This window comes from Bradyrhizobium oropedii, assembly GCF_020889685.1.
Taxonomy (GTDB): domain Bacteria; phylum Pseudomonadota; class Alphaproteobacteria; order Rhizobiales; family Xanthobacteraceae; genus Bradyrhizobium; species Bradyrhizobium oropedii.
Genome location: NZ_JACMYO010000154.1, coordinates 1 through 20,860 on the forward strand (window position 1 = coordinate 1; position 20,860 = coordinate 20,860).

17 protein-coding genes, 1 other RNA gene and 2 pseudogenes are annotated in these 20,860 nt (G+C 65.5%); 14 read left to right on the forward strand and 6 right to left on the reverse strand.

Annotation, left to right across the window (positions count from 1 at the left end; all coding sequences use genetic code 11):
* From H8A95_RS31990 to H8A95_RS32005, 4 genes and pseudogenes are all read left to right on the forward strand, one after another.
* Window positions 1-1,299: HlyD family secretion protein (locus H8A95_RS31990; protein WP_229186801.1), on the forward strand; the 1,299-nt coding region annotated here is incomplete at its 5' end.
* Window positions 1,300-1,346: 47 nt separating this feature from the next.
* A complete protein-coding gene (locus H8A95_RS31995) occupies window positions 1,347-2,936 on the forward strand; it encodes a DHA2 family efflux MFS transporter permease subunit (protein WP_229186802.1) in 1,590 nt (529 codons plus the stop codon).
* Window positions 2,937-3,300: 364 nt separating this feature from the next.
* Window positions 3,301-5,100 carry an ABC transporter ATP-binding protein gene (locus tag H8A95_RS32000; protein ID WP_229186803.1) on the forward strand — a complete coding sequence of 600 codons (1,800 nt, stop codon included), beginning with the start codon at window positions 3,301-3,303 and terminating at the stop codon, window positions 5,098-5,100.
* An 84-nt stretch (window positions 5,101-5,184) separates the two neighbouring features.
* Window positions 5,185-6,569, forward strand: a pseudogene (locus H8A95_RS32005) (MATE family efflux transporter).
* Window positions 6,570-6,600: 31 nt separating this feature from the next.
* Here H8A95_RS32005 and H8A95_RS32010 read toward each other — a convergent pair.
* Window positions 6,601-7,344, reverse strand: a complete 744-nt coding sequence (locus H8A95_RS32010) for a sulfite exporter TauE/SafE family protein (protein WP_229186804.1) — start codon at window positions 7,342-7,344, stop codon at window positions 6,601-6,603.
* Between the two features lie 106 nt (window positions 7,345-7,450).
* On the opposite strand from H8A95_RS32010, the gene H8A95_RS32015 reads away from it, so the two are divergent.
* A complete protein-coding gene (locus H8A95_RS32015; protein WP_229186805.1) occupies window positions 7,451-8,167 on the forward strand; it encodes an alpha/beta fold hydrolase in 717 nt (238 codons plus the stop codon).
* Window positions 8,168-8,235: 68 nt separating this feature from the next.
* Here the strand turns inward: H8A95_RS32015 and H8A95_RS32020 are convergent, their stop codons facing one another.
* The 3 genes from H8A95_RS32020 to rnpB all read right to left on the reverse strand — a co-directional run bounded on the left by H8A95_RS32020 (window position 8,236) and on the right by rnpB (window position 9,617).
* Entirely contained in the window at window positions 8,236-8,763 is a 528-nt protein-coding gene (locus H8A95_RS32020; RefSeq protein ID WP_229186806.1) for a hypothetical protein, read from the reverse strand.
* 156 nt (window positions 8,764-8,919) lie between these two features.
* Window positions 8,920-9,099 carry a hypothetical protein gene (locus H8A95_RS32025; protein WP_229186807.1) on the reverse strand — a complete coding sequence of 60 codons (180 nt, stop codon included), beginning with the start codon at window positions 9,097-9,099 and terminating at the stop codon, window positions 8,920-8,922.
* Between the two features lie 103 nt (window positions 9,100-9,202).
* Window positions 9,203-9,617, reverse strand: an RNA gene (gene rnpB / locus H8A95_RS32030) — RNase P RNA component class A.
* Window positions 9,618-9,764: 147 nt separating this feature from the next.
* Between rnpB and H8A95_RS32035 the strand changes: the two genes are divergently transcribed.
* Window positions 9,765-10,124, forward strand: a complete 360-nt coding sequence (locus tag H8A95_RS32035) for a YciI family protein (protein WP_229186808.1) — start codon at window positions 9,765-9,767, stop codon at window positions 10,122-10,124.
* Between the two features lie 69 nt (window positions 10,125-10,193).
* Window positions 10,194-11,429 (forward strand): RNA polymerase sigma factor, encoded by a 1,236-nt coding sequence (locus tag H8A95_RS32040; RefSeq protein ID WP_229186809.1) that lies wholly within the window; start codon window positions 10,194-10,196, stop codon window positions 11,427-11,429.
* 83 nt (window positions 11,430-11,512) lie between these two features.
* On the opposite strand, the gene H8A95_RS32045 is transcribed toward H8A95_RS32040, so the two are convergent.
* Both H8A95_RS32045 and H8A95_RS32050 read right to left on the reverse strand, forming a co-directional pair.
* A complete protein-coding gene (locus tag H8A95_RS32045) occupies window positions 11,513-11,737 on the reverse strand; it encodes a hypothetical protein (RefSeq protein WP_229186810.1) in 225 nt (74 codons plus the stop codon).
* A gap of 242 nt (window positions 11,738-11,979) precedes the next feature.
* Complete coding sequence (locus H8A95_RS32050) at window positions 11,980-12,849, reverse strand: N-acetylmuramoyl-L-alanine amidase (RefSeq protein WP_229186811.1); 870 nt, start codon at window positions 12,847-12,849, stop codon at window positions 11,980-11,982.
* 499 nt (window positions 12,850-13,348) lie between these two features.
* Here H8A95_RS32050 and rsmH point away from each other — a divergent pair, with 499 nt between their 5' ends.
* From rsmH to murD, 7 genes and pseudogenes are all read left to right on the forward strand, one after another.
* Complete coding sequence (gene rsmH / locus H8A95_RS32055; RefSeq protein ID WP_229186812.1) at window positions 13,349-14,344, forward strand: 16S rRNA (cytosine(1402)-N(4))-methyltransferase RsmH; 996 nt, start codon at window positions 13,349-13,351, stop codon at window positions 14,342-14,344.
* A gap of 2 nt (window positions 14,345-14,346) precedes the next feature.
* Window positions 14,347-14,784 (forward strand): cell division protein FtsL, encoded by a 438-nt coding sequence (ftsL, locus tag H8A95_RS32060; RefSeq protein WP_229186813.1) that lies wholly within the window; start codon window positions 14,347-14,349, stop codon window positions 14,782-14,784.
* Window positions 14,785-14,795: 11 nt separating this feature from the next.
* Window positions 14,796-16,541: a peptidoglycan D,D-transpeptidase FtsI family protein gene (locus H8A95_RS32065; protein WP_229186817.1), complete on the forward strand. Its 1,746-nt coding sequence runs from the start codon at window positions 14,796-14,798 to the stop codon at window positions 16,539-16,541.
* A gap of 49 nt (window positions 16,542-16,590) precedes the next feature.
* Window positions 16,591-18,060 carry a UDP-N-acetylmuramoyl-L-alanyl-D-glutamate--2,6-diaminopimelate ligase gene (locus tag H8A95_RS32070; protein ID WP_229186814.1) on the forward strand — a complete coding sequence of 490 codons (1,470 nt, stop codon included), beginning with the start codon at window positions 16,591-16,593 and terminating at the stop codon, window positions 18,058-18,060.
* Window positions 18,057-19,490 (forward strand): UDP-N-acetylmuramoylalanyl-D-glutamyl-2,6-diaminopimelate--D-alanyl-D-alanine ligase, encoded by a 1,434-nt coding sequence (locus tag H8A95_RS32075; RefSeq protein WP_229186815.1) that lies wholly within the window; start codon window positions 18,057-18,059, stop codon window positions 19,488-19,490. The genes H8A95_RS32070 and H8A95_RS32075 overlap by 4 nt, the downstream gene beginning before the upstream one ends.
* A gap of 10 nt (window positions 19,491-19,500) precedes the next feature.
* Window positions 19,501-20,607 carry a phospho-N-acetylmuramoyl-pentapeptide-transferase gene (gene mraY, locus H8A95_RS32080; protein WP_229186816.1) on the forward strand — a complete coding sequence of 369 codons (1,107 nt, stop codon included), beginning with the start codon at window positions 19,501-19,503 and terminating at the stop codon, window positions 20,605-20,607.
* A 112-nt stretch (window positions 20,608-20,719) separates the two neighbouring features.
* A pseudogene (gene murD / locus H8A95_RS32085) lies at window positions 20,720-20,860 on the forward strand (UDP-N-acetylmuramoyl-L-alanine--D-glutamate ligase); the annotation flags it as partial.

Consider the following 20,860-nt stretch of genomic DNA (forward strand, 5'->3'; position numbering starts at 1 on the left):
CCTGAGACGGCCGAGGACGCGATGGCGCGCGACGCATCCGCCGATCTCGGCGAGCAGGGCCGTGCTGACGAAGCCAAGGGACCGGAAGCCAGGGGTCCCGAAGCCAAGGGCCCCGAAATCAAGGGACCCGGCGACAAGCGTCCCGCCGAGGCACCGCCCGCTTCTGCGCCCGAGCAGCCGGCCGCTTCGCCGGCCGCCGCGGCGCCGAAATCCGGCAAGCGCAAATTCGTGATGATGGGCGTGGTCGGCCTGCTCGCGCTCGCCGCCGCAAGCTATGCCGCCTATTACCTGATGGTCGGACGATTCTACGTCTCGACCGACGACGCCTATGTCCGCGCCAACAACACCATGCTCGGCGCGCGCGTCGCGGGCCATATCGCAGCGATCATGCCTGGCGACAACGCGCTGGTGCGCGCCGGCGATGTGATCTTCCGGATCGATGACGGCGACTATCGCATCGCGGTCGACGCCGCCCGCACTAGGATCGCGACCCAGCAGGCGACGATCGAGCGCATCGGCCGCCAGGTCGGCGCCGCCGTCAGCGCCGTCGAGCAGGCGCAGGCGCAGCTCGTGTCCGCGCAGGCCGGCTTGAAGCGCGCCGATCTCGATTTCGATCGCCAGCAGGCGCTGAGCACCAAGGGCTTTGCCTCGCGCGCCACCTTCGAGGTCTCCGAAGCCGGCCGCGACCAGGGCGCTGCCAGCGTGCGGTCCGCGCAGGCGGCCTATGATGCGGCCAAGGACAATGTCGAGGTGACCAAGGCGCAGCAGGCCGAGTCCCGCGCGCAGCTTGCCGAATTGCAGACCCAGCTCGCCAAGGCCGAGCGCGATCTGGAATTCACCAATGTCCGCGCGCCGGTCGACGGCACCTTCTCCAACCGCCTCGTCAACACTGGCGACTACATCAATGTCGGCCAGCGGCTCGGCAATGTGGTGCCGCTCGACGGCGTCTTCATCGACGCCAACTACAAAGAGACCCAGCTCAAGCGCATCCGCACCGGCCAGCGGGTGACGATCAAGGTCGATGCCTACGGCTTCCGCAAGTTCACCGGCATCGTCGACAGCATCTCGCCGGCGGCGGGCTCGGTGTTCACCCTGCTGCCGCCCGACAACGCCACCGGCAATTTCACCAAGATCGTGCAGCGGCTGCCGGTCCGCATCCGGGTGCCGAACAGCGTCGCCAGGCAAGGCCTGCTGCGTGCCGGCATGTCGGTCTACACCACGGTCGACACCCGCGAGGGCGCCGCCGATGCCGACGCCGATACCGACCTCGACTCGCCGATGATGATCCATCCGCAGTGATGTCTTGAAGCTTCGGACACAGTCCGAGGCCCGGAGCCGATGAGCCCATGGCAGACGCGACCACTGCTTCGCCCTCGATGATGACCGGCGCTCCGGCCTCCGAGCGACTCCAGCCCAAGCGGGTCGTTGCCTTCATCATCATGGTGTTCGGCATGTTCATGTCGATCCTGGACATCCAGATCGTGTCGGCCTCGCTGTCGGAGATCCAGGCCGGCCTGTCGGCATCGTCGACTGAAGTGTCGTGGGTGCAGACCGCCTATCTGATCGCCGAGGTGATCGCGATCCCGCTATCCGGATTCCTGTCGCGCGCGCTCGGCACAAGGCTGCTGTTTGCGATCTCGGCGTTCGGCTTCACGGTGTCGAGCCTGCTGTGCGGGTTTGCCTCTTCGATCGAGCAGATGATCCTGTGGCGCGCGCTGCAGGGTTTCCTCGGCGCCGGCATGATCCCGACCGTGTTCGCCTCGGCCTACACGATCTTCCCGCGCTCCAAGTTCTACATCGTGGCGCCGATCATCGGCCTCGTGGCTACGCTGGCACCGACGGTCGGGCCGACGGTCGGCGGCTACATCACCGATTTGATGTCGTGGCACTGGCTGTTCTTCATCAACATCGTGCCTGGTGTCATCATCACGACCGGCGTGCTGATACTGGTCGATTTCGACCAGCCGAACTTCGCGCTGCTCGAGCGCTTCGACTGGTGGGGCCTGATCTTCATGGGCGGCTTCCTCGGCTCGCTCGAATATGTGCTGGAGGAGGGCCCGCAATATGAGTGGCTGCAGGACACTTCGGTCGCGGCCTGCGCCGCGATCGGCTTCGTCTCGGCGGTCGCCTTCTTCTGGCGGGTGCTGACCGCGGAAGAGCCGATCGTCGATCTCTACGCCTTCAACAACCGCAACTTCGCGGTCGGCTGCGTGCTGCAATTCTGCATCGGCATCGGGCTCTACGGCCTCACCTATGTCTATCCGCGCTATCTCGCCGAGATCCGCGGCTACAGCGCGCTGATGATCGGCGAGACCATGTTCGTCTCCGGCGTCACCATGTTCTTCATGGCGCCGGTGGTCGGCCGGCTGATGCAGAAGGTCGATTTGCGCTACATCATCGCCTTCGGCCTCGTCACCTTCGCGCTCGGCTCCTGGCAGATGACCTGGATCACCCGCGACTATGATTTCTACGAGCTGCTGCTGCCGCAGATTCTGCGCGGCATCGGCATGATGTGCGCGATGGTGCCGACCAACAACATCGCGCTGGCGACGCTGCCGCAGGATCGCGTCAAGAACGCCTCCGGCCTGTTCAACCTGATGCGCAATCTCGGCGGCGCGGTCGGGCTCGCCGTGATCAACGAGGTGCTCAACGACCGCACCGATCTGCACATCTCGCGGCTGCAGGACCGCGTGACCTGGGGCAACACGACCGCGGTCGAGACCCTCAACATGCTTACCCAGCGCATGCAGGGCATGGGCGATTCCGCCATCATGGCGATGAAGCAGCTCTCGCAGATCGTGCACCGCCAGGCCGCGGTGATGGGCTATGGCGATGCCTTCGTGATGCTGTCGCTGTTCTATGTCGCGCTCAGCCTCCTGGTGCTGTTCGTCAACAAGCCGCCGTCGATGACCGCAGGCGGCGGCGACGCGCATTGAGCGCATCGCCTTCGCGCGCGGTGTACGCCCGGTTGCGTGAACAGCGTTGCATGATCGACACATTGACGCACTCACGCGGATGTCATCTTGCCAATCGCGCATGATGCATTTATAAGCAGCGCATCGTTTCACGAACCGGGGAGATGCACATGATGTCGTTTGTTTCGCAGACCGTGCGCCCGCGTTCGATGGTGCTGGGCGCTCTCGCGCACTAGGTCCCAGCGCTGATCGGGTCTCTGCCCCGATCATCCAAACTTCCCAACACGTTATCGACAATTTCCAGCGGCGCTCGTGGTCGGATTCCGTCCACACGTCGCCTCAGATGGAGCCGGCTCGCGCTGCAAAAGCGTGGCCGGAATGTGCCATGACCACTCAAACGACCAAGCGACCGGCCGCGATCCGGATCGTGCTGCCATTCGTGTTCCGCCATTGGCTGGAGCAGCCGTTCCGCGCCTCCGCCGTGACCGCGGGATTCCTCGGCGCAACCGCGGCCGACCTGTTCATGCCGGTATTTTCCGGCCATCTCGTCGACGCGCTGACCGCCGGCGCGACGGATGCCACCGCGCGCCATGCGGCGATGCTGGCGTTCGGCGCCATCGTCGGGCTCGGCGCGCTGTCGCTGATGCTGCGGCTGGTCGGTATCCAGACCATCGTGCCGTTCACGCTGAAGACGATGTCCGACGTCGGGCAGCAGGCCTTCATGCGCGTGCAACGCTTCTCGACCGACTGGCACGCCAATTCGTTCGCCGGCTCCACCGTGCGCAAGATCACGCGCGGCATGTGGGCGCTCGACCTGCTGAACGATACCATCCTGATGGCGCTGCTGCCGTCGGTCGTCGTGCTGGTCGGCTCGATGATCCTGCTCGGCGTGCACTGGCCGCAACTCGGCGCGGTGATCGCCATCGGCTCGGTGATCTATGTCGCGATGACCATGGTGTTCCAGGTGCGATACGTCGCGCCCGCCGCGCGCGTCTCCAATGCGTGGGACACCAAGGTCGGCGGCACGCTGGCCGATGCCTTGACCTGCAACGCGGTGGTGAAGTCGTTCGGCGCCGAGGTGCGCGAGGATATGCGGCTCGACGGCGTCATCAGCCGTTGGCGCCGGCGGGTGCGGCGAACCTGGTTCCGCTACAACCACACCTCGACGGCGCAGCTGGTGGTGCTGCTGTGCTTCCGCGCATCGGTGATCGGCGGCGCCATCCTGCTATGGGCGCAGGGCCACGCAACGCCGGGCGACGTCACCTATGTGCTGACCAGCTACTACATCATCCACGCTTACTTGCGGGATGTCGGCATGCACATCAACAACCTGCAGCGTTCGGTGAACGACATGGAGGAGTTGGTGCAGATCCATGGCGAGCCGCTCGGCATTGTCGATGCCGTCGACGCGAGAGCGATCGACATCCAGGGCGGCCGCATCGTGTTCGACGACGTCACGTTCCACTATGGCGGCCATCGCCTGCCGCTTTATGACGGGCTGTCGGTCGACATCGATGCGGGCGAGCGCGTCGGCCTGGTCGGGCGGTCCGGCTCCGGCAAGACGACCTTCGTCAAGCTGGTGCAGCGGCTCTACGACGTCACCAGTGGCAAGATCCTGATCGACGGTCAGGATATCGCCAAGGCGACGCAGCAATCGCTGCGCAGCCAGATCGCGATCGTGCAGCAGGAGCCGATCCTGTTCCACCGCACGCTGGCGGAGAACATCGCCTACGGCCGGCCCGGCGCCAGCATGGAGGCGATCGAGCAGGCGGCGCGGCTTGCCAATGCGCACGACTTCATCATGCGGCTGCCGAAGGACTACGGCACGCTGGTGGGCGAGCGCGGCGTCAAGCTGTCGGGCGGCGAGCGGCAGCGCGTGGCGCTGGCGCGCGCCTTCCTGGCCGATGCGCCGATCCTGATCCTGGACGAGGCGACCTCGAGCCTCGATTCGGAATCCGAGGCGCTGATCCAGCAGGCGATGGAGCGGCTGATGAAGGGCCGGACCTCGATCGTGATCGCGCACCGGCTGTCGACCGTGCGCAGCATGGATCGAATCCTGGTGTTCGACCGCGGCGAGATCGTCGAGCAGGGCACGCACGACGTGCTTGCCGCACGGGCGGGCGGTATCTACCGCGGCCTGTTCGAACGTCAGGCCACCGAGTTCGGTCAGGCCGCTGCGGAGTAAGCGATGGCGCGTGGCTGACGGGCGATGTCCCGCCAGCCACGCGCCGGAATGGATACGACGATCGATTTCGAGAATGGAATTGAAATGAAGGACCTTACGCGCGGCTCCATCGTGAGCCACATATTGACGATGGCACCCCGATCGTGGTCGGCATGGTCACGATCATGATCTGCCAACTGGTCGACCTGTATTTTGTCGCCGGTCTCGGCGAGGCTGCCGTCGCCGGGGTGGCTGCGGCCGGCAACGCCGGCTTTCTCGTCAACGCGCTGATGCAGGTGCTGGGTGTCGGCACCGTCGCGCTGATCGCGCACGCGGTGGGACGCACCGACCGCACCGACGCCAACCTCGTGTTCAACCAATCGATCGTGCTGTCGGTGCTGTGCGGGCTGTTGACGCTGGGTGCAGGGGCCGTGCTGTCGCGTCCTTACATGCGCTCGGTCGCGGCCGACCAGGCCACCATCGAGGCGGGCACCACCTACCTGTTGTGGTTCATGCCGGCGCTGGCGCTGCAATTCCTCATTCAGGTGATGGCGTCCGCGCTGCGGGCGACCGGGATCGTGCGGCCCAGCATGCTGGTGCAGGCGGTTGCGGTCATCATCAACATCGCACTGGCGCCGGTGCTGATCGCAGGCTGGGGCACCGGCCACGCGCTCGGCGTTGCCGGGGCGGGTCTGGCAAGTTCGATCGCCGTCCTCATCGGCGTGCTGATGTTGTTCGTGTATTTCCGCAAGCTGGAGCGCTATGTCGGATTCGATCCCGGGCAGTGGCGCCCGCAACTCCGCCAGTGGGCGCGCATCTTCAATGTCGGCCTGCCGGCCGGCGGCGAGTTCGCGCTGATCTTTGCCTGGATGGGCGTGATCTATTACGTGCTGCGCGATTTCGGCCCGGCGGCCCAGGCCGGGTTCGGCATCGGGACGCGCGTGCTCGGCCTGATCCAGATGCCGGCATTGGCGGTCGCGCTCGCAGCCGGCCCGATCGCCGGTCAGAATTTCGGCGCCGGCAATGGTGGGCGCGTGCGGGAGACCTTCATCAAGGCGGTGTCGATCGGCACTGTCGTGATGATCGCCATCACTATCCTCGCGCAGTGGAAGCCGGGGCTGCTGCTCGACGGCTTCTCGAACGATCGCGAGACCATGGCGGTCGCCGCCCAGTTCCTGCACTTCGTCTCCATGAATCTGGTGGCGCAGGGACTGGTCTTTACCTGCAACAGCATGTTCCAGGGCCTCGGCAACACCCGCCCGGTGCTGCTGAGTTCGTTCGTGCGCCTCTTCGCCTATGCGGTGCCGGTGATCTGGCTGTCGACGCGGCCCGGCTTCCGGATCGAGCACGTGTGGTACCTGTCGATCGTGTCGACGTGGCTGCAAGCCGGCCTGAGCCTGTGGCTGCTACGTCGCGAATTCAGCAAGCGTCTCGCGACGCCGGCCCGGGAAGCTACTCCGGAGCGCGTTGGTCTCGAGCCGGTCGGATGACCGGCTCAGCCAATCTTGCGACGGCGGTTGATCATCTCGGCGCCAGCCCGTTCCACACCAGCGCCACGCCGGACAGGAACAGCAGCACCAGCACGACGTCGGAGAAATTGCGATCGCTGAGCGCGTGATAGAGGCGGGCGCCGAGCCAGGCGCCGAGCAGCGTTCCCGGAAACGCGCAGGCCACGAGCCAGATCAGTTCGGGTTTCACCAGGCCGCTTCCGATCTGGACCAGCAGCGCGGCCGCCAGAATGGTGAAGTTGAAAATCTGGAACACGCCGCGGCGTTGCTGCTTGCCCCAGCCGCGCACGCTTGCCCACAAGATCGGGAGCGGGCCGGACAATCCGGCAAGTCCGCCGAGGATGCCGCCGGCAAATCCGATGGCGCCGTCGGCCCATTTGCCGCCGAAGGCGATCGACATCGGCTTGCGCTGCAGGAACAGCAGTGTCGGAAACACCAGCAGGAAGACGCCGATCGTCAGCTTGAAGACCTCAGGATCGGCCCGGGCGATCAGCAGGATGCCGATCGGCACGCCGGCGAGGCCGCAGATCACGAACGGCCAGACCAGGCGGAAATCGATGCTCTTCCAGATCGACGGCAGCGTCGAGACCTGCGCGATGACCGAGCACACCAGCACCAGCGGCACCGCAAGCGTCGGCGGCAGCACATAGAGCCAGATGCCGAGCGCCATCAGCGCGGTGCCGAAGCCGGCAAGACCGGAGACGAAACCGCCGGCAAGCGCGCCGAAGAACAGGATCGCGTAGCTCGCCGGGGTCATCCTCATCTCGTTCTTATGATCGTTGCCGGGACGTTTACACGACGATGGCCGTGGGTACACTTCAAAATCGCCGCCCATCAACGATAATCGAAATGGAAACGTGCCCATGACTGCGAACTCGCAAAAAGCCTTTCTGGTCTGTCACGGCGCCTGGTCGGCAGGGTGGGCGTGGAAGAAGATGCATCCGTTGATGCAGGCTGCCGGGCACCGGCTGGTGACGCCGAGCTACACCGGGCTCGGCGAGCGCGCGCACCTTGCGCATCAGGGGCTCGACCTGGAGGCGCACATCCAGGACATGCTCAACGTCATCTCATATGAGGACCTGCGCGACATCGTGCTGATCGGCCATTCCTACGGCGGCATGGTCGCAACCGGCGTCGCCGACCGAGTGCGCGAGCGCATTGCGCAGCTAATCTACATCGACGCCTTTGTGCCGCGCGGCGGTCAGTCGCTGTTCGATCTCAACGAGTCGGCCATCGAGACCATGCGTGAGCTCGCGAGTGACGGCGACGGCTGGCGCATCCCGCCGATGCCGACGCCGCCGGACACATCTCCGGCGGACCTCGAATGGCTGACCGCGCGCCGCGTCGACATGCCGATCAAATGCTTCGAGCAGAAGCTGACGCTGCAGCATGGCGAGAGCAACCTGCCGCGCAGCTATATCTACGCCCTCCGCGCCACACAGGCCGACACGTTCGGCCAGTTTGCCAGGCGCATCAAAAACGAAGCCGGCTGGCGCTATTTCGAGATCGACGCCAGCCACTCGCCGAACGTCACCGCGCCGGACGCGCTGATGGCGATGCTGCAGGAGATCGTTTCCTGACGAGCCGTCATTCCGGTGCGATGCGAAGCATCGCGCCGGATCGATCAGATGCGTTGGTTCGCCCGGGGTTATCCAGCGCGCGCGTCGCGCACGGCCTGAGCGACTTTCGTCGCCTGCGATACGCGTCCGATTTTCGCGCCGGCAACGATCTTTTTTCGGCGTTCGCTTGGCTTCGGCGCCATGCCTTCGCCAGCGGTGTCTCCGGCCGGAGGACGAGCCGTGAAGTTCGCGGCCCGGTGCAGCGCGAGGGCCTTTCGGGCCGCTTCGACATGCGCGGTCCGCGTTGCCAGATTGTGCAGACGTTTGAGTTCCGTATTCACTCGCTTCAGCGCCGCGGCGAAGACCTGCTTGCGCTCCGAAGCTTGCTTGGCGGTTCCCGGAAAGCTTGCCCCGCGCGCCTCGGCCTTGCCGCGGCTCTCGCGCTGCTTGTGACGGCCGACCGTTCGTTCCTTGTCGCGCATCTTGCGCAAGCGTGGGCGCATGGCTTCGAGCTCGGCCGCCTCGACGCTGTAGATCGCGGGATGGTGCGTCAGGCGGATTGTCTCTTGCTCTTCGTGGCTGAGAAGGCTGCGCTCGAACTTGCAGGCGACCGACATGACCATTCCTCCGTTTGATTGCTTGAATCTTGGGTAGAAGGAGACGTTCAGTTCCGGCGGATCATAGCGCCGACGCCGCTGGATTGCTAATCCGCCACTGTGCAATCTCGGCTGGCGCCTCGATCGCTTTGCCATAGCGGCAAAGCACAGTGGTTCCTACTTGTCTGCGTCGTCGTCCTTGAGCCGAATTCCCTCGGCGCGCAGAGCCGTAAAGAGAGCCGCGACATCATCGGACTCCATACTCTTCGGGCACAAGCCGTTCAGTTGCTCGGTCGTGATCGTGCCGCTGCTCTTGGCGATGTCTCGTGCCTTCGCCATGATCTTCTGAAGGTCCATCTGCGATCCTCCGCGAGGTGGGCATTCTAGCAAACGGGACGCAATCGTGGCGACGGATATGGCGAGGGGCCCGGCGTGTTGCGCCGAGCCCCTCATACTCCAAAATATCAGCCGGCCTGTAAGCCGGGTTCTGTAGGGCACCATTCTTGCGAATGGTACGCGACGGCCATTCCTCTGGGACAAGGTTTGCACCTTGCCTCGGGCAACCTACCCGGACAGCGGGCCTGACATCGCCCTGCGGTGTTATCGCGCATGCGCGAACTAACCGCGTTGCCGTCCCTATTCGGTTTTGCTCCCGGTGTGGTTTGCCATGCCGTCTCCGTTGCCGGAAACGCGGTGCGCTCTTACCGCACCTTTTCACCCTTACTTCCTCCGAGGAGGGAGCGGTTCGTTCTCTGTGGCACTTTCCCTGGGGTCGCCCCCGCCGGATGTTATCCGGCACCGCATGTCGATGGAGCCCGGACTTTCCTCCCCCGCGGCCTTTCGGCGCTTGCGGGAGCGGCCGTCCGGCCGACTGACGCCCATGGCATGGGCGTTTAGGTCGGTCCCGTCAAGCGGATAACGCCCGCCAAAGCGGCCAAAATAAATTATCCTGAAGATGTCGTTTGGCCTGTCGCCCGTTCGACTGGGTGTCGGCGATCCAGCCGATCAAGAGGAGAGATGAGATGCAATATTTGCTGCTGATCTACCGGAGCGATGCTGAATATGGCCGCATGACTGCTGACGACCGCAAGGCGGTGACGGCGGAGTACGGGGCCTACACCCAGTCCATCATCCAGAGCGGGCACTTCAAGGCCGGCGATGGCCTGCAGCCGGTGTCGACGGCGACCACCGTGCGGGTCCGTGACGGCAAGACGATGACGACCGACGGGCCGTTCGCGGAAACCCGCGAACAGCTCGGCGGCTACTATCTGGTCGACGCCAAGGATCTCGACACCGCGCTCGGCCTCGCGGCGCGGATTCCCGGCGCCAAGACCGGCTCGATCGAAGTCAGGCCGGTGATGATCTACGATAATCCGCGCTAGCGCCGTCATCTCCCGATGGACACAGCGGTCGCGTCGCCGGGCGCGGCCGCTGAGCAACGATCGATGGTCATGACCCCGAGCCAGATCGAAAAAGTGTTTCGCGACGAGGCGGGCCGGGCGCTCGCAACGCTGATCCGCCTCGTCGGCGATTTCGATCTCGCCGAGGATTCGCTTCAGGATGCCTTCGCGGTGGCGCTGCAACGCTGGCCGATCGGTGAGTTTCCCGCCAATCCGCGTGCCTGGCTGGTCAATGTCGGCCGCAACAAGGCGATCGACCGGGTCCGCCGCGCCGTCAGCTTTCGCGGCAAGCAGCAGGAATTGACGCATCAATTGCTGCTCGATGCGGAGAGCTCGCCCGAGCCGGCCGATGCGATGCTCGACGACGACATGCTGCGGCTGATCTTCACCTGCTGCCATCCGTCGTTTGCGCCGGAGGTGCAAGTCGCGCTGACCTTGCGCACGGTGTGCGGCTTGACGACCGTCGAGGTCGCGCGCGCATTCCTGGTGAGCGAGGATGCGATGGCGCAGCGGCTGTTGCGCGCCAAGCAGAAGATCAAGCTTGCCGGCATTCCCTATCAGGTGCCGGAGCGCGAGGCGCTGGAGCCGCGGCTGTCGGGCGTGCTCGCGGTAATCTATCTCGTCTTCACCGAAGGCTATGCCGCGACCGCCGGCGAGGATCTGATGCGGCCCGATCTTGCGCGCGAGGCGATCCGGCTGGCGCGGCTGCTTGACGTGTTGATTCCGGCGCGCGGCGAGAGCAAGGGCCTGCTGGCGTTGATGCTGCTGCACGATGCGCGCCGCGCCGGCCGCCAGACCGCCGGCGGCGATATCGTGCTGCTCGAGGAGCAGGACCGCTCGCTGTGGGATTTTGATCAGATCGCCGAAGGCGTGAGGCTGGTCGAGGAGGTGCTGCGGATGCCGGGCCGGCCGCAATCCTACGCGGTGCAGGCCGCGATCGCTGCGCTGCATGCGCGGGCGCCGAGCTATCATGACACCGACTGGCCGCAGATCGCCGGTCTCTATGAGGTACTGCTCCGCATCAGCCCGTCGCCGGTGATCGAGCTCAACCACGCCGCCGCGGTGTCGATGGTCGACGGCCCGGCGCGCGCACTCGATCTGATCGACGCGCTGGATGCGCGCGGGACCTTGAAGGGATACGATCAGCTGCCCGCGGTGCGCGCCGATCTGCTGCGCCGTCTCGGCCGCAAGGCCGAAGCGCGACAGGCGTATCTTGCCGCAACCGCCGCGACGCAACTCGAGCCGCTGCGGAGGCTCTACGCGCGCCGCATCGCCGAGATGGGGTGACGTCACCTCATCTCGTGCGTGGCCTATGACGGCGCGCCTCTCACATCAACCAATCTCAGCGTGCCGAGCCGAGTACAGCGTGCTCAGTAACCAGTCTTTGCCTTGGCGCCGCCGGTCGATTGCCCGGTCGTTGTTCCACTCGACATGCCGGTGGTGGTGCCGGGGGCCATCTTCTTCTGCGCATGGTGCATTTTGTGGGTCTTGTGCATGGTCGACGTGGTCTTGCCCTGGGTCGACATGGCGCCTGCGGCTGCCGGAGCGACAATGAGGCCGATAGCGGCAGCTCCTGCGATGAGTGCTTTGAACATGGACGAATCTCCACTCAGACCGCCCCAAATAAGAAGACGGCAGGTGGTGAATGGTTCCTGTGGTGCATGCGCATTTGGCAGAAGGGGGAACAGGCGGTGGGCCGATCCCATCCGTCATTGCGAGGAGCGAAGCGACGAAGCAATCCATCTGTCCGCTTAGGTGCAGGGATGGATTGCTTCGCGGAGCCTGTCATCGGGCGCGCGTTCGCGTGACCCGTTGGCTCGCAATGACGATGGAGAGGCTATTGTTTCGCCGCGACCGCCTTCGCCGCATCCGGCGGCAGGCTTTCGAGCAGCGCGTGCAGCGTCGCCATGGTGGAGCGGTCGGCGATCCCGTCGACGCGCTCGGGGCGGAAGTGACGCTGGAAGGCGGTGACGACCTCCATGGTCGGGCCGTCGAACTTGCCGTTGGTCGGGACGTTGTAGCCGTAGCGCCGGAACGCGGCCTGCATGTTGGAGACGCTGTCGCTGATCGCGCCGAGCTGCAGCGCGTCGCCACGTATGATCGGTGCCGGCTGCACCCAGTGCCCGACGCCGGAATTGGCTAGCGAGTGCCACGGGAATTTCTCCCCGGGATCCTTCTTGCGCCCCGGCGCGACGTCGGAATGGCCGAGCACGCGATGCGAGACCACCTTGCGGCGAAGCATGATGCCGCGGCATAGCGCGATCACAGCCGCGATCTGGCGCAGCGGGAAGTCTGGATAGCCCCAATCGTGCCCGCGGTTGACGATCTCGACGCCGATCGAGCAGGAATTGATGTCGTCTTCGCCGGCCCAGGCGGACACGCCGGCGTGCCAGGCGCGCTTGCTCTCAGGCACGCACTGCACGATGCGGCCGTCCTCGAGCACGATGTAGTGCGCCGAGACCTCGGTGCCGGCAGTGCAGAGCTGGGCGATCGCCCCCTCGACGTCGGGCATGCCGGTGTAGTGCAGCAGGATCATGTCCGGCTGCCGGCCATCGGCACGATCGCCAAAATTCACCGACGGGATCACGTCGGAAGCGATCGAGGAATCCGGCGTGAACGTCTTCACGTCGGCCACGCCCTTCGGAACAGGAAGGACGCGCTGACGCTTCGAATCAGCGTTGCCGGACGAGGACGAACCAGAAGCCATACGAATCACTCAAACCCGAACCAGAAGAAAGCATTTTGACATATGGATAAACAAATAGGCGTTTACTATTCCTTTACCGTGCGGGCCGCGCAATCGGCCCTGCCGGTTCCCGAGCGCGCAATGATGCCCGGAGCGCGGGCCGAGTGGATGCCGGGAGGATGCCGAGGGTATCACTCGAATGCGGACTAAAGTCGCGCGATTCCGCTAACCCTTCATCAACGTTTTCTTAACGTTAAGTGCCGTTACTGAGAGGTGAAGTGCCGAACCGGTTTCGGGGGACGGCCCAACGACGCTGAGCCCCGCTGTTGCGCGAAATCCCATGGAAACCCTCCCAATTCCGGTCGGATATCAGGATTTGCGGCCGAGGACGGGAGTTGGCGCTGGAATTGCGCAGCGGCTTCTTCGGAACGGTCGGGCAAGGCGCGAGGATTCGAGACGCAATGAGTCGGCGCGCAGCCAGCTTGCATGCCAGTTACGCCGCCCTGTCCGGGGACGGCGCATGAGCGAGCGTGCGCCGCGTCACATTTCGGTGCTGGGCCGCGAGGCGGTCGCCTATCTCGATCCGCGCGCCGGCGGCATCTATGTCGATGCGACCTTCGGCGCCGGCGGCTACAGCCGCATGCTCCTCGACGTCGCCGGCACGCGTGTCATCGGCATCGACCGCGACCGCACTGCGATCACAGGCGGTTTCGACCTGGTCGACGGCGCGGGCGGCCGCCTGACGCTGGTCGAAAGCCGCTTCTCCGATCTTGCCGAGGTCTGCGCATCGCAGGGGGTGGAGAAGGTCGATGGCGTCGTGATGGATGTCGGCGTCTCCTCGATGCAGCTCGATCAGGCCGAGCGCGGATTCTCTTTCCGCCTGGGAGGCCCGCTCGACATGCGGATGGCCCAGAGCGGCCCCTCCGCGGCCGATGTGGTCGCAACCGCTTCCGAGAAACAGCTCGCCGACATCATCTATGTCTTCGGCGAGGAGCGCCATTCGCGCGGCGTTGCCCGCGCCATCGTCGCCGCGCGCAAGGACGCACCGATCACGACGACAGAGGCGCTGGCCGAGATCGTCGCGAAGGTCGTGCGCGCCAAGCCGAACGAAATCCATCCGGCGACGCGGACCTTTCAGGCGCTGCGTATCTTCGTCAATGAAGAGCTCGATGAGCTGCATCAGGCGCTGGCTGCGGCCGAGCGCGTGCTGAAGCCGGGCGGCCGGCTCGCCGTGGTCTCGTTCCATTCGCTGGAAGACCGCATCGTCAAGAACTTCCTCACTGAGCGCGGCAAGGTCGCCGGCGGCTCCCGGCATCTGCCCGAGGTCGCGCAGTCAGCGCCGAGCTTCCAGATCCTGACCAAGCGCCCGGTTGTGCCCTCCGATGCGGAGATCGCGGCGAATCCGCGCGCGCGTTCCGCAAAACTGCGTGCGGCCGAACGCACCACGGCGCCGGTGCATGCGGACGACGAGCTGCCGGCCTGGCCGCGGCTGTCAGACCTGAAGCGGGGAGGCTGACGATGCGCCTTCTCCATCTCCTCGTCATCGGCATGCTGATCTTCGCGGCATCCTATGTCTACCGCATCAAGATGGAATCGACCGCGCGCGTCGAACGCGTGCTGCAGCTCAATGCCGAGATCCACGAGCAGCGCAACGCGATCGCCACCTTGCGCGCGCAGTGGGCCAAGCTCGACGCACCGTTGCGGCTGCAGGGCCTCGCCGAGCGTCATCTGCCGCTGAAGCCGGTCAACGCCAACCAGTACGATTCCCTGAAGAACCTGCCGGAGCGGCCGCCGAACTTCACGCGGCCCGGTTCGCGCGATCCGATCGGCGCGATGATCGACACCATCGAGGCCGCCGCCGCGCCCGACAGCACGACCGGATCGATCGACAAGCCGGCGACCGACCAGCCCGCGCCCACCGAGGATTCCGAGCAGGGCGGGGGAGACCAGCAATGACGGGACCAGCCATGACCGATCCGGCACCCGCCAACAAGCCGGCTGAACCCTGGCGCGCGCGGCTGATCCGCACGCTGCTGTACGGCAACAATGTCGACCGTGCCGCCAAGGCGCGCGCGCGCGTTGGCCTTGCCATTCTCGCTTTCGCCGCGGTCTATTGCGTGCTGGCCGGACGGCTGGTGCTGTTCGCCGTCGGCGCCGACAGCCACGGCGCGCGCCGCACCGCCTCGCAGGACGCGATCGCAACCGCCAGGCCCGACATCACCGACCGCAACGGCGAAATCCTCGCCACCGACGTCAAGGCGCCGAGCCTGTTCGCCGAGCCGCGCCGCCTCATCGACAAGGACGAGGCGATCGAGCTCTTGACCGCGGCCTTGCCCGATCTCGACACCAGCGAAGTGCGCGACCGCCTGTCGTCGCGCAAGGGTTTTGTTTGGCTCAAGCGCGAGATCACGCCGAAGCAGCAGCTCGACATCCATCGCCTCGGCCTTCCCGGCGTCGGCTTCCTGCGCGAGAATAAGCGCGTCTATCCGACCGGCAACGAGGTCGCCCATCTGATCGGCCTGGTCAACATCGATAACCAGGGCATCGCCGGCATGGAGAAGTGGCTGGACAATAACGGTCTGGCCGATCTGCATCGCGCGGGCTTCGCCACCGACCGGCTGCAGAAGCCGGTCGAATTGTCGATCGACCTGCGCGTCGAGCATGCGCTGCGCGACGAACTGATCAAGGCGAAGGAGAAGTTCAAGGCCAAGGCCGCCTCCGGCCTCGTCTCCAACGTGCGCACCGGCGAGATCGTGGCGATGGTGTCGCTGCCGGATTTCGATCCGAACAATCCGAAGGAAGCGCACGATCCTGATCGCATCAACCGCCTGACCACCGGCGTCTACGAGATGGGCTCGACCTTCAAGGCGTTCACGCTGGCGATGGCGCTGGATAGCGGCAAGATCAATCTGAACTCGATGTGGGATGCGCGCGGGAACCTGCACTACGGCAAGTTCACGATCCATGACAGCCACACGCTCGGACGTTTCATCAACACCAAGGAAGTGTTCACCTACTCGTCCAATATCGGCGCCGCGCGGATCGCGCTCGGCCAGGGCGTCGAGGCGCACAGGGCCTTCCTGGCCAAGATGGGCCAGTTGACCCGGCTGCGCACCGAGTTGCCGGAGAGCGCGGCCCCGTTGGTGCCGCGCCGCTGGGGCGAACTGAACACGGTGACCATCGCGTTCGGCCAGGGCCTGTCGGTGGCGCCCCTGCAGGCGGTGATGGGCATCAACGCGCTGGTCAACGGCGGCTATTTGATTCCGCCGACCTTTATGAAGCGCACCGAGCAAGAAGCGATGGCGCTGGCGAAGCGGGTCATCAAGCCCGAGACCTCGGACAAGATGCGCTATCTGATGCGGCTCAACGCCGAGATCGGCACCGCCAAGACCGCCGACGTCAAGGGCTACTATGTCGGCGGCAAGACCGGCACGTCAGAGAAGGTGATCAACGGCCGCTATGCCAAGAAGCGGGTGCTCAACTCCTTCACCGCGATCATGCCGGCCGACGATCCGAAGTACCAGATTCTGATTATGCTGGACGAGCCGCAGACGACGCCGGAAACACACGGTTTCATCACCTCGGGCTGGAATGCGGTGCCGACCGGCGGCAACGTGATCGCCCGAATTGCGCCGCTTTTAGGCGTTGAACCGCGTTTCGACCTGCCGCCGTCCGACCGCCTTATTCTTGCGGCATCCAGAACAACCCAGTAAGGCGTATCATCACGCGGCGCCAGAACGGCGCCGGCCAGACTGGAAGATCATGAGACTTCGCGACCTCTTCAGCGCCGATGCCACGATCGATCCAAAGGGCGATCCGAGCGCCGACGCGATCGTTGTCGGAGGGCTTGCGGTCGACAGCCGTGCGGTGAAGCCGGGCGACCTGTTCTTCGCGCTGGCCGGCAGCAGGACCGACGGCGCGCGCTTCGTCGATGCGGCGATTGCCGCCGGCGCGGTCGCTGTTGCCGGCGACCATCCGCCGCAGGCGGCCCTCCGCGTGCCGTTTGTGACGACGCCCAATCCGCGCCGCGCACTGGCGCTCGCCGCCGCCAAATTCTATCCGCGCCAGCCCGCGACGATCGCTGCGGTGACCGGCACCAGCGGCAAGACTTCGGTCGCGGCGTTCACGCGCCAGATATGGCAGCAGCTCGGTCACTCCTCCGCGAGCATCGGCACCATCGGCCTCGTCTCCGACAAGCGCACCGTCTATGGCTCGCTGACCACGCCCGATCCGATCGCGCTGCATCGCCAACTCGACGAGATCGCAAGTGATGGCGTCACCCATCTCGCCTTTGAGGCGTCGTCGCACGGCCTCGACCAGTATCGGCTCGACGGCGTGCGCATCGCCGCCGGCGGCTTCACCAATCTGTCGCGCGACCACATGGACTATCATCCTGATGTCGCGCACTACCTGAACGCCAAGCTCAGGCTGTTTCGCGATCTGGTCGCCGACGGCGGCACGGCGGTGATCTCGGCCGATCATGATTGCTCGACTGAGGTGATCGATGCGGCGCGCGCACGTGGCCTGCGCATCATCACGGTCGGCCGCAACGCCGATGCCACCGAAGGCGTCAGGCTCACGGACGCTGCAATCGAAGGCTTTGCCCAGAAGCTCGTGATCGAACATCATAGCCGCAGGCACGCGATCCGGCTGCCGCTGGTCGGCGAATTCCAGATCGAGAACGCGCTGGTCGCGGCGGGTCTCGCGATTGGCACCGGCAGTGCGGCCGAAGACGTGTTCGGCTGCCTCGAGCATCTCGAAGGCGCCAAAGGCCGGCTGGAATTCGTCGGCGAGCACAATGGCGCGCCGATCTTCGTCGACTACGCCCACAAGCCCGATGCGCTCGCCAAGGCGCTGCAGGCGCTGCGGCCCTATGCCAAGCGCAAGCTGGTCGTGATCTTTGGTGCCGGCGGCGATCGCGACGCCGGCAAGCGTCCGATCATGGGCGCGATCGCGGCCGAGAATGCCGATCACATCATCGTCACCGACGACAATCCGCGCAGCGAGAAGCCCGAGGCGATCCGCGCTGCGATCATGGCAACCGCAAAGGGCGCGCGCGAGATCGGCGACCGCGCCGCCGCGATCCGTGCCGGCATTGCGGCTCTCGAGCCGGGCGATGCGCTGGTCGTGGCCGGCAAGGGCCACGAGGTCGGGCAGATCGTAGGTGGCACGACGCTGCCGTTCAGCGATCATGAGGCGGTTGCTGCCGCTTTGGCTGCGGAGGGCGCATGAGCACGCTGTTATGGACGTCTGATGCGATGGCGACGGCGATGCGCGCCGCGACGCAAGGCACGCTGCCGGACGGTGTCACCGGGCTCTCGATCGACAGCCGTACCGTCGCGCCGGGCGAGGCGTATTTCGCGATCAAGGGCGACGTCCATGACGGTCACGCCTTCGTCGAGACGGCGCTGAAGGCCGGCGCCGGGCTTGCGGTGGTCGAGGCCGCGCAGCGCGCAAGATTTCCCGCCGACGCACCGCTGCTGGTGGTCGACGATGTGCTCGCAGGGCTCGTCGAGCTTGCGCACGCCTCGCGTGCGCGGCTCAACGCGCAGATCATTGCGGTGACCGGTTCGGTCGGCAAGACCTCGACCAAGGAGGCGCTGCGGCGTGTGCTGTCGGCGCAGGGCGAGACCCACGCGTCGGTGGCGTCGTTCAACAATCATTGGGGCGTGCCGCTGTCGCTGGCGCGCTGTCCGGCGAGCACACGCTTTGCGGTGTTCGAGATCGGCATGAACCATGCCGGCGAGATCACGCCGCTGGTCAAGTTGGTGCGGCCGCATGTTGCCGTCATCACCACGATCGAGCCGGTGCACCTGGAATTCTTCGCCGGCATCGAGGCGATTGCCGACGCCAAGGCGGAGATTTTTTCAGGCGTCGAACCTGGCGGCGCGGTCGTGCTCAACCGCGACAATGGACAGTTCGCGCGGTTGCAGAAGCAGGCCAAGAAGGCCGGCATCTCGCGCATCGTCTCGTTCGGCACCGACAAGCGCGCCGAGGCACGGCTGCTCGACCTCTCGCTGCACGCGACCTGCTCGGCGGTGCATGCGGATATCCTGGACCACGACATCACCTACAAGATCGGCATGCCCGGCCGCCACATGGCGATGAACTCGCTCGCGGTGCTCGCAGGCGCCTCGCTGCTCGGCGCCGACATCGCGCGCGCGGCGCTGTCGCTGTCGCAGCTCGAGGCGCCGACCGGTCGCGGTCTCCGCCGTACCGTCGAGGTCGGCCATGGCGAGGCGACGCTGATCGACGAGAGCTACAACGCCAATCCGGCCTCGATGGGCGCAGCCCTCAACGTGCTCGGCCAGGCCAAGGTCGGACCGCATGGCCGGCGCATTGCCGTGCTCGGTGACATGCTCGAACTCGGGCCGACCGGGCCCGACCTGCACCGCGGCCTCGCCGAGGCCGTCGCGGCCAACCGCGTCGACCTCGTATATTGTTGTGGTCCGCTGATGCGGAATTTGTGGGATGCCCTTTCCACCGGCAAGCGGGGAGGCTATGCCGAGAGTTCGGCGGCGCTCGAAGCGCAGGCGGTCGCAGCGGTCCGTGCCGGTGACGTGATCATGGTGAAGGGCTCGCTGGGATCGAAGATGAAGGTCATTGTCAGCGCGCTGGAAAAACGCTTCCCCGACAAGGCCGCGCACGAAGAAGCGGTATAGGACTTTTTGAATGTTCTACTGGTTGATCGAACTGTCCAACACCGTTCCGGGGTTTGGGGCATTCCGCAGCGCGCTGAACGTGTTCCGCTACATCACGTTCCGCACCGGCGGAGCGATGGTGACCGGCGCGCTGTTCGTATTCCTGTTCGGGCCCTGGATCATCGATCATTTGCGGTTGCGGCAGGGCAAGGGCCAGCCGATCCGCACCGACGGGCCGCAGTCGCATCTGATCTCCAAGAAGGGCACGCCCACCATGGGCGGGCTGATGATCCTGTCCGGGCTCGTGGTGTCGACGCTGCTCTGGGCCAATCCGCTCAATCCCTATGTCTGGATCGTGCTGGCGGTGACGCTCGGCTTCGGCTTCGTCGGCTTCTATGACGATTATCTGAAGGTCACAAAGCAGTCACACAGTGGCTTCGCCGGCAAGCTGCGGCTCTTGATCGAAGCCGCGATCGGGCTTGCCGCCACCTACGCGCTGGTCCGGCTCGGCCGCGACGTGTCCTCGACCTCGCTGGTGATTCCGTTCTTCAAGGACCTCGTGATCAATTTCGGCTGGTTCTTCGTGATCTTCGGCGCCTTCGTCATGGTCGGCGCCGGCAACGCGGTGAACCTTACCGACGGCCTCGACGGCCTTGCCATCGTGCCGGTCATGATCGCGGCCGCGAGCTTCGGCATGATCTCGTACCTCACCGGCAACGCGGTGTTCGCCGAATACCTGCAGATCAATTACGTCGCCGGCACCGGCGAACTGGCGGTGCTATGCGGCGCAGTGTTGGGCGCAGGCCTGGGCTTCCTCTGGTTCAACGCGCCGCCGGCCTCGATCTTCATGGGCGATACCGGCTCGCTCGCGCTCGGCGGCATGCTGGGCGCCACCGCAGTTGCGGTGAAGCACGAGATCGTGCTGGCCGTGATCGGCGGCCTGTTCGTGCTCGAGGCTGTCTCGGTCATCGTCCAGGTCACCTCGTTCAAGCTCACCGGCAAGCGCGTGTTCCGGATGGCGCCGCTGCATCATCATTTCGAGCAGAAGGGCTGGACCGAGCCGCAGATCGTGATCCGGTTCTGGATCATCTCGGTGATGCTGGCGCTCGCCGGCCTCTCGACGTTGAAGTTGCGATGATGATTGCGCCGCCGAACCACCGTCGTTCCGGGGCTCGCGTAGCGAGAACCCGGAACCTCGAGATTCCGGGTTCGATGCTGTCGCATCGCCCCGGAATGACAGCGAGGCAACCATGATCCCGGTCACCTCCTTCTCGGGCAAGACGGTCGCGGTGTTCGGGCTTGGCGGCTCCGGGCTCGCGAGCTGCGAGGCGCTGAAGGCGGGTGGCGCGGAGGTGATCGCGGCCGACGACAATGCCGACAATGTCGCCCGG